Annotated in this window: 13 protein-coding genes; 5 read left to right on the forward strand and 8 right to left on the reverse strand. The window is 56.1% G+C overall.

Features of this window, described 5'->3' with window-relative positions; all coding sequences use genetic code 11:
• Positions 1-98 precede the first annotated feature (98 nt).
• The 7 genes from ACR0KG_RS08665 to ACR0KG_RS08695 form a co-directional block, all read right to left on the reverse strand.
• The gene (locus tag ACR0KG_RS08665; RefSeq protein WP_480548197.1) at positions 99-866 is read right to left on the reverse strand and encodes an SDR family NAD(P)-dependent oxidoreductase; all 768 of its coding nucleotides are present in this window, start codon (positions 864-866) and stop codon (positions 99-101) included.
• Between the two features lie 3 nt (positions 867-869).
• Positions 870-1,436 (reverse strand): SIS domain-containing protein, encoded by a 567-nt coding sequence (locus ACR0KG_RS08670; protein ID WP_480548195.1) that lies wholly within the window; start codon positions 1,434-1,436, stop codon positions 870-872.
• Positions 1,433-2,476 (reverse strand): NAD(P)-dependent alcohol dehydrogenase, encoded by a 1,044-nt coding sequence (locus ACR0KG_RS08675; protein ID WP_480543857.1) that lies wholly within the window; start codon positions 2,474-2,476, stop codon positions 1,433-1,435. The genes ACR0KG_RS08670 and ACR0KG_RS08675 overlap by 4 nt, the downstream gene beginning before the upstream one ends.
• A gap of 12 nt (positions 2,477-2,488) precedes the next feature.
• Positions 2,489-3,460 (reverse strand): sugar-binding transcriptional regulator, encoded by a 972-nt coding sequence (locus ACR0KG_RS08680; protein ID WP_480827033.1) that lies wholly within the window; start codon positions 3,458-3,460, stop codon positions 2,489-2,491.
• A 64-nt stretch (positions 3,461-3,524) separates the two neighbouring features.
• Positions 3,525-4,343: a carbohydrate ABC transporter permease gene (locus ACR0KG_RS08685; protein WP_152460809.1), complete on the reverse strand. Its 819-nt coding sequence runs from the start codon at positions 4,341-4,343 to the stop codon at positions 3,525-3,527.
• Between the two features lie 3 nt (positions 4,344-4,346).
• Positions 4,347-5,213: a carbohydrate ABC transporter permease gene (locus ACR0KG_RS08690; protein WP_480543859.1), complete on the reverse strand. Its 867-nt coding sequence runs from the start codon at positions 5,211-5,213 to the stop codon at positions 4,347-4,349.
• A gap of 69 nt (positions 5,214-5,282) precedes the next feature.
• Positions 5,283-6,626 carry an ABC transporter substrate-binding protein gene (locus ACR0KG_RS08695; protein ID WP_480548191.1) on the reverse strand — a complete coding sequence of 448 codons (1,344 nt, stop codon included), beginning with the start codon at positions 6,624-6,626 and terminating at the stop codon, positions 5,283-5,285.
• A 147-nt stretch (positions 6,627-6,773) separates the two neighbouring features.
• Here ACR0KG_RS08695 and ACR0KG_RS08700 point away from each other — a divergent pair, with 147 nt between their 5' ends.
• From ACR0KG_RS08700 to xylB, 3 genes are read left to right on the forward strand one after another with little or no spacing between them, the layout of a single operon-like run.
• Positions 6,774-7,790 carry an ABC transporter ATP-binding protein gene (locus tag ACR0KG_RS08700; RefSeq protein WP_480548189.1) on the forward strand — a complete coding sequence of 339 codons (1,017 nt, stop codon included), beginning with the start codon at positions 6,774-6,776 and terminating at the stop codon, positions 7,788-7,790.
• Between the two features lie 11 nt (positions 7,791-7,801).
• Positions 7,802-8,527 carry an HAD family hydrolase gene (locus ACR0KG_RS08705; protein WP_480827035.1) on the forward strand — a complete coding sequence of 242 codons (726 nt, stop codon included), beginning with the start codon at positions 7,802-7,804 and terminating at the stop codon, positions 8,525-8,527.
• 50 nt (positions 8,528-8,577) lie between these two features.
• On the forward strand, positions 8,578-10,041 hold the full coding sequence (xylB, locus tag ACR0KG_RS08710) for a xylulokinase (RefSeq protein WP_480548185.1): 1,464 nt from the start codon (positions 8,578-8,580) through the stop codon (positions 10,039-10,041).
• A gap of 642 nt (positions 10,042-10,683) precedes the next feature.
• Here the strand turns inward: xylB and ACR0KG_RS08715 are convergent.
• Positions 10,684-11,613: a LysR family transcriptional regulator gene (locus tag ACR0KG_RS08715; protein ID WP_480827036.1), complete on the reverse strand. Its 930-nt coding sequence runs from the start codon at positions 11,611-11,613 to the stop codon at positions 10,684-10,686.
• A gap of 105 nt (positions 11,614-11,718) precedes the next feature.
• Here ACR0KG_RS08715 and ACR0KG_RS08720 point away from each other — a divergent pair, with 105 nt between their 5' ends.
• Both ACR0KG_RS08720 and ACR0KG_RS08725 read left to right on the forward strand, forming a co-directional pair.
• Positions 11,719-12,780: a maleylacetate reductase gene (locus ACR0KG_RS08720; protein ID WP_480548183.1), complete on the forward strand. Its 1,062-nt coding sequence runs from the start codon at positions 11,719-11,721 to the stop codon at positions 12,778-12,780.
• Between the two features lie 25 nt (positions 12,781-12,805).
• On the forward strand, positions 12,806-14,080 hold the full coding sequence (locus ACR0KG_RS08725) for an ABC transporter substrate-binding protein (RefSeq protein WP_480543866.1): 1,275 nt from the start codon (positions 12,806-12,808) through the stop codon (positions 14,078-14,080).
• The last annotated feature ends 46 nt before the right edge of the window (positions 14,081-14,126 follow it).

The following is a 14,126-nucleotide window of genomic DNA, read 5'->3' on the forward strand; positions in this document are numbered from 1 at the left end:
ACCGTACCGTTTTTCCTCACCTTCCGGGAAGTCTCCGCAGTGCCGAAAACAGATCGACGGGCCAATCCCAAACCCAGAGGGTTGGTTTGCAAAACGCGTCATATGCTTGAATACCCCCCTTCGATCATCATGATCGCACCGTTCACCAGATCGGATGCGGGGGCAGCCAGATACAGGGCCATATCTGCGATCTCGACAGGTTCGCCAAAGCGGCCCAAAGGCGTTCGCTCGATAAACGGATCTTTCTTTTCCGGCGCCGACCATAGCTCTTTCCCCATTTCGGTTAGCACGACGGTTGGGCAGATCGCGTTGACCTGTACGTTGTACGGCGCAGCTTCGGTCATGAGCGATTTCGTCAGAGAATTGAGCGCCCCCTTGGAGGTGGCGTAGGCCGCGTGATCGGCTAGGGCAATAACGCCCGTCTGCGATGAAATGTTGATGATCTTGCCCTGTCGGCGTTCCATCATGCCAGGCAGTACCGCGCGGGATAGGATAAAGGGCGCTGTTAGATTTACCGCCAAAGTGCGCTGCCAATCCGCCAGATCATAGTCAACAACCGGCCCGGTCAGGGCAATTCCGGCAGAGTTAACGAGAATATCGACCCGCCCAAAAACCTCCAATGCCCTGGCTGCGACCAAGGCCGTTTCTTCGGCATCAGCCAAGTCTCCGGTTATTGCTGCAAAATCTCGCCCCAAAGCTTGAACCTCAGTTCCCAATTGCGCAAGCCGGTCCTTGTCGCGGCCATGCGCCGCGATGTCCGCTCCTGCATCCGCAAAAACCTGTGCAATTGAGGTTCCAATCCCTGAAGATGCACCGGTGATCAGCGCTTTCTTTCCCTTCAAACTGAAACGGGTTTCCCAGGGCATGAGCTATTCCAAATTCGTGTGATTGGCGCGCATATCCTCGGGCGTGACGGCCATCCTGTCGCGCAGGTCCAGCACAAGAAGCTCGAAGAACAGGAACATGAGCACCTCATAGAGCGACCCCATCGGCAGCACAGACGTGGCATCGGGACCTTGGTCTGCGGCCATGGTTTGCGCGGGAAGGTGAACGGTCAGATCCACAGCCTGTGGCACGGCACCCTCGGGTTCTGCAGTGATGCAGACAACTTTGGCACCGGCCTCCCGCGCAACGCCCACCAACGCCGCCACAGTCGAAAAATGCCCTGGTCCTGCGCTGACAAGCAGGATGTCCGATGCCCCGACCGGTGGCGCCGTCATGTCGCCGACCACATGGGCGTCACACCCCAAGTGAAACAGCCGCATCGCCAGCGCTTTCATCATCAGGCCCTCGCGACCGACACCGTAGCAAAGGATCTGCCGCGAATTGGCAAGAGCCTCAGATAAAGGCGCGATCTGTTTCAAAACGTGACCGGACAAGCCCGGTCGTAGTTCAGACAGGACCTGTTCGGCCAAATTGTCCAAAACGTCGGTCATGTTCGGTCCAACCGAATCTGGATTTTGACATCTGTTGGTCGCGCCTCAACTGCACGCTCGAACGCTTCGATGCTGTTCTCAAAGTCAAATGTTTTAGAGATTAGAGGTTTCACATCCACTTTACCCGACCCAAGCAATGCTATGGCCCGGTCATACATATTGGCATAGCGAAACACCGTCTCCATCCTGATTTCCTTGGACTGAGCCAGAACAATGTCGACCGGCACTGGATCGACCGGCATGCCTACCCAGACTACACAGCCCGCAGGGGCTACGGCATCGAGAGCGGTTTGAATTGAGGTGGCCGCGCCGGCGCATTCGAAAACCACATCCGCGCCCCATCCTTCGGTCGCGTCGCGCACAACGGCTGAGGGGTCATCGCGTCCGATCAGAACAGGTTCGATATTGTCATATTGCGCAGCAACCGACAGCTTTTCCTCAACCAGGTCAGAGATATAGACCTTGGCGCAACCACCGGCCAGCGCGGCCAGAGCCACCATTATGCCAATTGGCCCTGCACCGGTGACAAGCGCCACATCACCCGGTTTGATCTGCGCTTTGGTTGCTGCCTGCATGCCAATTGCAAAGGGTTCGACCATTGCCCCTTCGGCAAAGCTGATGTGGTCGGGCAAGCGATAGGTGAACGCCGCAGGATGTACGACCGAGGAGGTCAGGCAGCCATGCACCGGAGGCGTGGCCCAAAACTGCACAGATGGGTCCACATTGTAGGCACCAAGCTTTGCGGCCTTGGACCGGGTGTTGGGTATGCCTGGCTCCATACAGACCCGATCACCGACACCCAGGTCCGTTACGTCTGACCCAACCTCGGTGATCACACCTGCAGCCTCGTGTCCTAGCACCATAGGCGCGTTCACGACAAAGGGCCCAATCTTGCCATGGGTGTAGTAGTGAACATCGCTGCCGCACACCCCAACCGTATCTATCGCGACGCGGACATCCTCAGGGCCCAATGTCTTGGCCAGCTCAATCTCGCGCAGCGCAAGGCTGCGGGCTTTTTCCAGAACCAGAGCTTTGGCCATCCTACACCTCCCTTATGTTCTGTTGGTTTCAAGCAAAGCGGCTGCCGTGTTCTCATCCGTAACAAGTGTGTCGACAAAACCGCGCTTCAGGGCCGCAGCAATGATCGGCGTTTTATGAAGGCCACCAGCGGCCAGAATGACATTGTCTATTTCGGCCATCTCATCCAGCGACAGGCCAATGACGCACTGGTTCAACGGATGATCAATCAGCTCACCATCCGCATTCAAGATGTGCCCGGTGATATCGCCTACGCCGCCTTTGGCGACCAGATCGGCCGGATCGACCCCGTTGGGCAAGGCATCACGCACCAGCAGCGAACTCTCCAGATCCCCCGTAGCCAGCGCAATTGCACCGCAAGAGCGGATCTTTTCCAGCATATCCCGGATCACGTCCTGATCCATGAACAGTGCCTGACTCTCCGGGCTACCCGCATAAAGCGGCGCGGTGAAAAAGCTGTGCTCGGCGTTGCATAAATCAGCCAGCCGCGTGGTGATCTCGTACCCGTTCACGTCTGATCCGCGCGAGACACCGCCCATGATCGACACGATCTCAAGATCAGGACGGTCGAGCGGCTGCATGTGGCGCGTCGCAAGGTTCAAAGTGTTGCCCCAGGACATGCCAAAATGAGTCAGTTTCGGGTCGCACAAGACTTCGCCCAAATGCGCACCTAGCCCCGCAGCAACCAGCGGGGTGACTGACACACGGTCCTCAGGCGAAGGCACCACAACTGCGCGGGTCAGTTTGAACTGCCGCTCAAGCTCCCATTCAAATTGCGCCGCTGCCGCAAAAACGGAATCCACACTGACACGCAAAATGCCACGCCGCCGCGCCTCGCTGAGCGCTTTGTTGACACGCAGCCGCGTTGTTCCAAACCGCTCGGCCGCGTCGGCCTGTGTCATGCCCTCGACCTCACAGGCCCAGCACAGCCGCACCAATAGCTGTTCTTCCGGGTCGATCTGGTCGAGTTTGATATAGCGTGACATGGATGTCCTTTCCTTTTGGTTCCGTTCTACCGCAACGAAACGGGAAAGGGAGTGGTCGAAGACTTCATTTCACGGCTCCCATCGTCAGGCCACGCACCAATTGCTTGGAGGCGATGAGCGCGAAGATCAGAACCGGTATCACGATCAGCGTCGATGTGGCCATGATCTTACCATACGGCAAGTTGTAGCCTTCCATGAAAGACACGGCCATTGCGGGGGCCGTTTTGGCTTCGGTCCTGGTCAGGATCAGACCGAACATCAGTTCGTTCCACGAAAAGATGAAAGAAAAGATCGCCGATACGGCTACACCAGGCATGGCCAATGGCAGGCAGATTTTACGCATGATGGTAAACTGCGAGGCCCCTTCCAGCCGTGCGGCCTCGTCCAGATCATAGGGTATGCCTCTGAATTGATCTGTCACGATCCAGATGACGATCGGCAAGTTGAAGGTCAGGTATATCAGGATCAGCGTGATGTGTTTATCCAGCAGCGACAGGTTACGGGCGATCAGAAAGAATGGAAGAGCCAGAACAATGGGGGAAACCATCCGATTGGTGATGAACCAGAACCAAAGGTCTTTTTTTCCGCGAAACTCGAACCTGGCCAGCGCAAAGGCGGCAGGAACGCCCAGAACTAGCGCCAGCAGCGTCGTAGAGATTGCAATGATCAGCGAATTGATCAGTGTCCGTAGTACCCCGTCTTCGAACAGGGCCTCACGATAGTTGGCCAGTGTCGGTTCGAATAGCCACACGGGGGGCGATTCAAGCGCTACCACCTGCGTTTTTAAGGAAGTCGTGACCATCCAGTAAAACGGGAAGACGCAGACCAGAATGATCAAAGCCAGCAAGGCAATCTGAGACCAGTATGAGCGGGTCGTCATCATGGCTCAGACCTCTTTGTAGAAGACGCGGATATAGATTTGCGCCAGTATAATGGTGATGATCAGCAGGATGATTGCCTGCGCCGAGGCCAGCCCCTGATCGAAGCCGCGAAACCCGACCCGTTGGATCATCAGCGAAATGAACTCGGTCGACGATCCCGGACCGCCACGTGTCAGCGTGAACACCATGTCGAACAGCTTCAACGTGTCCGCTGTCCGCAGGATCAACACCGCAACCAGACCCGGCACCAGAAAGGGCAGTTGCACATGGCGCAGAACAATCCATTTGGACTTGGTTTCCAGGCGCGCGGCCTCTTCCACTTCGCCCGGCACCATGGTCAGACCTGCTAGAAGAACCAGCGCTACAAACGGTGTCCATTGCCAGACGTCCCAGAAGACTATCATGGCAAAAGCGTTCTGGGGATCACCGATCCAGTTTATGTCGGCCCCGCCCAAAAGCTGGTTCACTACGCCAAATTTCTGGTTGAACATCACCTGACCCAGCAGACCCACAACCGCGTAGGTCGTGGCCATCGGCAGAACGAGGCTTAGGCGCGCCAATGTTTTTACCAGTGTCAGACCAGGTTGATGCAACACCAACGCAATGCCCAGACCGAGTGCGATTTGCAGCGGCAGGGCCGTACCCAGCAGGAAAAACGTGCGGCCCATCGCCTGCCAGAACACTTCATCCGTCAGTACGGTCCAATAATTTTCGAAACCTATGAACTCGACCCGTTTCAGCTTTGTAAGGTTGTAGAAATGCGCTGAAGTCCAAGCCGCGTAAAGCAATGGCGCGATGCCCACCGCGGCAAGACCAATGACCGCTGGACCGATGAATGCAAATATTGTTCTGCGGGGTACTTGGCCGCGCATATCCGTCCTCCAGCTGACCCTCTCGAACCGGGTACAGGGGCGCCAAATATGCGCCCCTGAATCTATGTTTTACTGAGCCAGCGGCTTGTCGCCAGAATAGTATCCGGCTGCGTCCAGTACAGCCTCCATCCGGGTGCCGATTTCTTGCGCACCTTCCTCGGTCGAGACCTCACCCAGCATCATTTTTGTGCCCCATTCCTGAACGATCTCGGTGATCTCGGGCCATTCCGCGAAACGGGGGCGGAATTCCGGCACGCCGTCTTGCCAGCTCTCGACCAGCGCGGGCACAAACTTGAAGTCTTCCAGACCGTCTTCCTGATAAACAGACTGTCGGGCCGGAACACCACCGCGCTCAAGGTATTCCCGTGCGTTGGCTTTCGAGGTTGCCCACTGGATGAACAAATAGGCTGCCGCTTGTTCGGCTTCGTCTGCTTGCGAAGCTACTGCCAGAGAGAACCCACCAAGTGCTGGCTTACGGCCCGCAGGGCCTGTGGGCTCGGGTGCGATTTCAACGCAATCCGCCACTTTCGATGTCTCGGGCGAGACGACCGACGAATAGAAGGCCGACCATTCGGTGATCATTGCGATGTCGCCTTGACTGAACCCATTCACGGTTTCGGCATGGTCATAAGCCACGATACCGTCAGGCATGTATTCCATCAGTTCCTGACGGAACTTTAGTCCTGCCTGGCTTTCGTCACTCATCAGATTGGACTTGAATTCATCGTCTAGGAACGAACCGCCAAAGGGCCAAAGCATCCTTGCAAAGCTGTCGGCAGACTGGGTTTCATTCCGCTTGGACTGCAGCGCAAAGGCGTATTTTCCGTCTTTTGTCAGCGCCGGGCCATATGTGTCCTTCAGCTCTTGCCAAGTTTCCGGTGGGCCGTCGAACCCGGCTTCTTCCAGCATGCAGCGATTATAGAACATCAGGCCGGAATAGTTGTCGAACGGCAGGCCATACAGCGTGTCATTCCATCCACCAAAGGCGTTCAGCACCAGCGGAAAAAAGTCATCGATGTCCAGATCTGGATCAACTGCGTCAGGGAACTTTGCCTGCACATCCGCCAGCGGAATGATCCAATCGTTCTCTGCAAAGTTGCCTATCCAAACAAGGTCAATCAGTGCGATATCCAGATCACCGCCAGCCACAAAATCCCGCACCTGTTCACCCAGAGCGTTCTCATAGGGATGCTTTATGACGTTTACCTTAATTCCCGTTTCCGCTTCAAACTCGGGCAGCATGGCTTCGATCGCCTCATAGCCCGGGCGCAGCAGGAATACGACGTCAATGGTTGTGCCCGCATAGGGTTCGGCAGCCTTTTTCAGGCTCCAGTCATCATCTGCAACGGCCGCACCGGTCGCGATGATGCTGGCGACGGCTGCGGTACTCAGCAAGTTTCTAAGAGTTTTCATTCTCAGGTCTCCTCCCAGTTCAAAATTCTTTTGCATATTAGTTAATACAAAAGTATTTTTCCGACTTGAAAGTCAATACATTTGTTTCTACTGATAAACAAAAGATAATTTGCGGACCGCAGCGTTCGCCGTTGGGGAGGGGTTGCCTTGGCTGGCATCAGGATTGAAGGACTCAACAAATTTTATGGTGAAACACAAGCGCTCTTCGATGTCGGTCTGGACATCAAGGACGGAGAGTTTGTTGTGTTCGTTGGGCCATCGGGTTGTGGCAAATCAACCCTTTTGCGAACACTGGCCGGATTGGAGGGTGCTGACTCGGGGCATATCGAGATTGACGGGCGGGACGTGACGCATGCTGAACCTGCCGACCGCGAGCTAGCAATGGTGTTCCAGTCCTATGCCCTCTACCCGCATATGAGCGTGCGCGAAAACATGGATTTCGGCATGAAAGTCAACGGATTTGCGCCTGCCCTGCGGCAGGAACGGATCGCCGAAGCAGCCCGTATCCTACAGCTGGAAGATTATCTTGATCGCAAGCCCTCACAGCTGTCGGGTGGTCAGCGCCAGCGTGTGGCCATTGGTCGGGCCATCGTCAAAAATCCAAAGGTCTTCCTGTTTGACGAGCCGCTGTCCAATCTGGACGCAAAACTGCGGGTGCAGATGCGGGTCGAGCTGGAAGGCCTGCACAAACAACTCGCCGCAACGATGATCTATGTGACCCATGACCAGGTTGAAGCCATGACAATGGCCGACAAAATCGTTGTTTTGAATGGCGGACGCGTCGAGCAGGTTGGAACTCCGATGGAATTGTATCATTCACCCCGGTCACGCTTTGTTGCCGAGTTTATCGGTTCCCCGGCCATGAATGTGTTTGCGCCCAGTAACACAGTGAGCGGATTGACCATCAAGCCGGAGGCGGCTTTCGTCGGCTGCCGCCCCGAACATCTTGAGCTGGTGCAACAAGACGCGGGCAATACCGACGCCATGGTCAGGGTCAAGGAACAGCTGGGAGGCGAGAGCTTGCTATACCTCACACTCCCTGACAATAGCGAGATCGTAGCGCGCGTCGGCGGTGACGACGATACACCTGTTGGTCAAACCGTAGGTGTTCGAGTCCCCGAAAATCGACTGCATCAATTTAGTGCCGACGGGCGCGCATTGTAACGGTGCGCGCGATGGCAGGCGACAACGCCAAGGGTTCCAAGCCGGATGCGCAGCCTCCTATATCGCTTGAGGCGTTCGATCTGATTATTTTTGATTTTGATGGAGTTATTGCCGATAGCGAGATCATCTCGCTGTCCACATTAAAAGAAACTCTGACAGAGTATGGTATCGACCTGCAGGCACAAGAGGTCCGAAGCCTATTTCTGGGCAAATCTCTCTCGACAATTGAAGCTTTTGTTGCTGAGCACAGCACAACCTCTGCCAAAGGCTTTGCGCATACATGGCAGGCCAAGTTGTTCCGACGTTTCAAGCGGGAACTCTCACCTATTGCTGAAGTCAAAGATTTTTTGGGGGTGTTGACGACGTTGAACCTTCCGTATTGCATCGCCTCCAGCGGGACGTTCGAACGGATCAGTGTTGCCCTGACGGCGATGCAGATGACCGCGTTGTTTGATAACGTCTTCAGCGCCGAGCAGGTTGAGCACGGCAAACCAGCACCAGACTTGTTTCTATACGCCGCTGCTCAGGTCGGTGTTCCCCCCAGAAACTGCCTTGTGATCGAAGACTCACCTTATGGCGTGCGCGCTGCCAAGACGGCTAACATGTATTGTGCCGGATTTGTGGGTGGGGCGCATCTACGTGGTATTGAAGACCAGCATGGCGAGTTTCTTAGTCAGCAAGGAGCTGATCTGATCATATCATCCTATGAATCACTTGCGCCCGCCCTATTCAGGTAGCGGGCAAAAAAAGTAAACGATTTACAGGCACCAATGGGGGGCAACGTGGCATGAGCTACCTTGGCATTGATCTGGGAACATCCGGGCTTCGCGCCCTGCTACTGGCAGAAGATGGCAGCGTGATCGGATCGGCCGAGCAGTCTTACTCATCCGAACACAAACACCCCGGTTGGAGCGAACAGAACCCGGCGGATTGGATCACGGCGCTTGAAATGGCGGTTGGCGAATTGCGCGGTAGTCACTCCGAGTTTACCGACCTCCGCGCTGTCAGCGTCGCAGGACATATGCATGGCGCAACTCTGCTGGATTCTGCAGGCGACGTGATCCGGCCTTGCATTCTGTGGAATGATACGCGCTCGGATATTGAGGCACAGCATCTGGATGCCATGCCCGGCGTTCGTGAGATTTCAGGCAACATCGTGTTTCCCGGTTTCACGGCGCCCAAACTGCTCTGGGTCAAGGCTCATGAGCCTGAAAGTTTCGCCCGCGTGGCCAAGGTCCTGCTTCCTGCGGCTTATTTGAACTACTACCTGACCGGCGACTATGTCGCCGATATGTCGGACAGTGCCGGAACATCCTGGCTGGACGTGTCGGGCCGCGCGTGGTCCGACACCTTGTTGACCGCCGGGCAGATGAGCGAAACACAGATGCCGCGGCTTGTCGAAGGATGCCAGCCAGCAGGCACCTTACGGCCCGATTTAGCGGCAAACTGGGGCGTCAGTGGCAGCGTCGTTGTTGCGGGTGGTGCGGGAGATAATGCGGCAGCTGCCTGTGGCCTAGGGGCTTTGAATGAGGCTGATGGCTTTCTGTCTCTCGGAACCTCAGGCGTTCTTTTGGCTGCGCGGGATGGTTACTACCCTGCCCCTGATTCCGCACTGCACACGTTCTGCCACGCAGTTCCTGATCGCTGGTACCAGATGGGAGTCATGTTGTCGGCAACAGACAGCCTAAACTGGCTGGGTCAGATCACTGGCAAGACTCCATCCGACCTGACGCGCAATCTGGGCGACACTTTGTGTACGCCCGGTCGCGTGCAGTTCTACCCCTACCTGTCCGGAGAACGCACACCCCATAACGACGCCAGCATTCGCGGCAGCTTTACCGGGCTGGGAAAGGATACCGACCAGAGCGACCTTACCTGTGCGGTGCTCGAAGGCGTCGCCTACGGATTGAGCGACTCGTATGATGCACTGGCGCAGACTGGAGCCCGCATAGACCGTCTGATCGGCATCGGCGGTGGAACGCAATCGCGGTACTGGGTAAAACTGATCGCAACCGTTCTGGATGTGCCCATAGAGTTGCCGCAGGATAGTGAGTTCGGTGCCGCACTTGGGGCAGCCCGACTTGCAATGATCGCTGGATCCGGAGCGTCGCCAGAGGACATCCTCAAACCTCCCAGAATCGGTGAGCGGGTGCTTCAGGACAGTAATATGACAGAGGCTTTCAACGCGGCAAAAATCCGTTTCCGCGCGGCATACGAACATCTTCAGGAAATATCGTCTAGGCGGCGATAGACGTGCTTGGCAAATAGTTCTGTAAGACAAACTCAGACCAGTTCCAATTACGCCAATAGTGCGTTCCTATGTGCCGCATATACTTCGCGCCACTCGGAAAAGGCAGCGGAACTAGGGGAAGTCGTCCCCCACCCGAAATACAACTAGACAGGGCCGTGTCCTCGGCGAACGCCTGTGGGCCGCACCACCCTGTCGAATTGTGTTGCACTTGCTATCCCCCTACTCTCTTCGGGAGCAGGTTTTGGAGGCGGGCACCCTGAAGGGCTTCACTCAAATCCAGCTTTTAGGGGGAAAAGTGCACAACGTAACCGTTTGGCAGAAGGCCAAGCTATGCGGCGCAAAGGAAAAGTTCTGTCGCAAACGGCAAAACTATTTGTCGCCACATAAAAACCCTGTGGAACGTTACACATCGTTGACTCAATCGACGATCAAAACCTCGATAAATCGGTCAACTACGTCATTCATTTCTGACCCAAACGTCAAGCAATTCTGACCCAGAACAATTGAAACATACAGATGACCAACAAACCGAAAGGTCCCCTGAGGCAGCACGCATTGAACAACGTCCGCCCCAAACTTCGTACGGGCTTCACAAAGCAATTCAATCTCTTGTGTTTTTACAGGCTAGACCGGTCAGAGAAGTCATCCCGCGCTACAAATCAACCGATCAAGCATTTCGAACTTCTGCTTTATAAACTCAAGCACGCGGTTTGACGAAGCCGGCATGCTTCGGGCGCTTAGTGTAACGCAACCCAAGTGCCGGTCGGGATCACCGATTTTTATCGGCAGTGCTGTCAGAGTTTTTTGCCGTTGCATCATAAAGACCACAGAAAAAGGCAAAACGGTAAGGGAATCTGAACCCGTTAGAACGTTCACAACCGCACTCAAAGACCCGCCTGTGAAACTGATTTTGAGATCTCGCATACCGATACCGTCCAGCGTGTTTCGCAAGTCACGAAACAGCGGGCTGTTTGCAGGTGGCGCGATCCAGGAAAACTCGGTGATATCTTCCAGCTTAACCTCTTTTTTGCGCGCCAATGGGTGACCAATGCGGCACGCAATGACGTTTCGGCCAGGCAGGATTTGACGAAATTCGTACTCATCAGACACGTCTGCCGGGCGCATAGGAAGAATGGCCAAGTCCAGAGTTTCAGCGGACAACTGGGACAAAAGTTCAGTGGGGTACCCATAGGATTGGTCGATCCGAATATTGGGGTACTCGGCCTGAAACTCCGCAATCACGTTTGAGATGACACCGTCCATGAAGATCGGCGTACCCGCAACCCGCACAGCACCAGCAATGCCTTGACGGTGCTCGTCCACAACACGACTTGCATGGCGACCTGCGCTTAGGATTCTTTGACCTTCCTGAGCAAGCGCAAGACCAAGCTCAGTAGGCTGCAAAGGTCTTCGGGTCGGCAGGAATAGGGGCTCACCCACCCTGTCCTCCAAGAGAGAGACGCTTCTGGAGACACTGGGTTGAGATTTCCCAAGTAAAGCAGCGCCTTCGGTCAATCCTCCGGCCTCAACAATGGCCGCGAGGATCTCGAGATATCTAGGATCAAGCTTCATAACCCAAAGTTATATTGATGGTCGATAATTCGATCAAGAGGGCTGTCTTTGCCTGCTAGCGTTTCATCCAGACCCGCAATCCATCGCTTGTCAGGAACGCGCCCAATGGCTCTTAGAACCACCAGCATCAATGGTCAGAAAGTCCGGTTCGGCGCAGGTTTGCGCAACGACATCTGCGCGGAGTTGGCGGAGCTGGGATCGAATAAGGCGCTGATCCTATCGACGCCTCAGCAAGTCGATATGGCAATGGAGCTTGCGACAACCGTTGGGGATCGTGCTGCAGGCGTGTTCACTCGGGCAACAATGCACACTCCGGTCGGCGTGACCGAAGAAGCGGTTGAACACGCTTTGTCAGTCCATGCCGATAGCATTGTTTCTATCGGTGGAGGTTCGACGATTGGCTTAGGCAAGGCGATTGCCCTTCGGACCGGTTTGCCACAAATCGCCATCCCGACAACATATGCCGGCAGCGAGGCTACTCCGATCCTGGGCCAGACTGAGGATGGCATCAAAACTACCCTGACAGACCCGAAGGTTCTGCCGCAGGTCATTCTGTACGATCCCGAACTTGTGGCGTCATTGCCGCCTGCAATGACCGTAACAAGCGCCTTGAACGCAATGGCTCATGCAACTGAGGCGCTTTATGCCAAGGATCGCACGGATCAGACCACGGAATTGGCGATCGACGGCCTGAAGGCGTTTGCAGAAGGCCTGCCGACCGTTGTGGCAAACCCCGACGATCTGAAAGCCAGAGAAGAAACACAGCGCGGTGCTTGGGCCTGCGGCACGGTACTTGGTCTGGTCGGAATGGCCCTGCACCACAAGCTCTGCCATACGCTGGGTGGATCCTTCAATCTGCCGCACGCGGAAACCCACGCAGTCGTTCTGCCCCATGCCATTGCCTACAACGCGGCGGGTGTACCGGAGCTGCTGGCCCCGGTGTCAGATGTTCTCGGCGGTTCTGGACCCGGGCAAGCCCTTTGGGATTTTGCCAAAAACATGGGCGCCCCAATGGCTCTTAGAGACTTTGGCCTCTCGGAGACCGATCTGGATCGTGCCACCGAAATCGCACTTAGAAACCCGTATTGGAACCCGCAACCGGTCACTGCTGATGGGCTGCGGGCGCTTCTTCAAAACGCGTGGGCGGGCAACGCCCCAAGCGTTTGACTTCACCGTGTCAAGGGAGGGACACATGATCACACGACGCAAATTGCTGCAATCCAGCGCTGCAACCGGCCTCGGCCTAGCCGCCGGCACGCTCGCTGCGCCCGCTATCGCTCAGGGCGCCAAGATCAAGCTGGGCTATGTCAGCCCGCAATCAGGTCCTCTGGCCGCGTTCTCTGAGGCCGACAAGTTTATTCTCGACAATTTCGCCGCGTCCGACGCCGGTGCGAATTTTGAAGTCATCGTCAAAGACAGCCAGTCTAACCCGAACCGTGCAGCAGACGTGGCGGGCGAGCTGATTGTGGACGATGAGATCGACCTGATGCTGGTCGCTTCGACGCCAGAAACGACCAACCCCGTTGCCTCCACCTGTGAGGCGGAGGAAATACCGTGTATTTCCACTGTTGCGCCATGGCAGCCGTGGTTCATCGGCCAGCAGGGCAACCCCGGCGATCCAGCAAGTTGGGAACCGTTCTACTACGCCTATCACTTCTTCTGGGGCCTTGAGGATGTGATCTCGGTCTTCACGGCGATGTGGGGCCAGTTGGAGACCAACAAGCAGGTCGGTGCTCTGTTCCCGAATGACGGTGATGGCAATGCCTGGGGCGATCCGAATGTAGGTTTCCCGCCGGTTCTATCCAAGTTGGGATATAGCCTGACAGATCCCGGACGGTACCAGAACCTGACCGACGATTTCTCGGCCCAGATCAATGCGTTCCGCCAGGCAAATGTCGAAATTGTAACCGGCGTTCCGATCCCGCCTGACTTCACCACCTTCTGGAGCCAAGCCAAGCAGCAAGGCTTCACCCCTAAGGCGGCGAGCATCGGCAAAGCCATCCTATTCCCGCAGGCCGTCGAAGCTTTGGGCAACGCAGGCAACAACCTGAGTTCCGAAGTGTGGTGGTCACCGACGCATCCGTTCTCATCGTCGCTCACCGGTGCGAGCTCAGCGGAACTGGCTCAGGGTTACATGGCCGCCACCAGCCGCCAATGGACCCAGCCCATCGGCTTTGTGCACGCGCTGTTTGAAATGGCCGCCAACGTCATGGGACGTGTTGATGACGCAGGTGATGGCGATGCCGTAGCCGAGGCTATCGCAGCGACGCAGCTGGACTCGATCGTTGGCCGGATCGCCTTTGATGGAGCAGGCCTGCCACCCTTCGCCGCGCAGAACGTTGCGAAAACACCCTTGGTCGGAGGGCAGTGGCGGCTGCTCGACAATGGCAGCTATGACCTCGTGATCGTCGACAACTCTTCAGCACCCGAAATCCCGACCGCAGGTGTGATGGAAGAAATCTCCTGATCGCAATGAAACCAGCGTCCCGGACCCGGTCCGGGGCAGGAACACC

This window comes from Ruegeria sp. H4 (assembly GCF_056533065.1).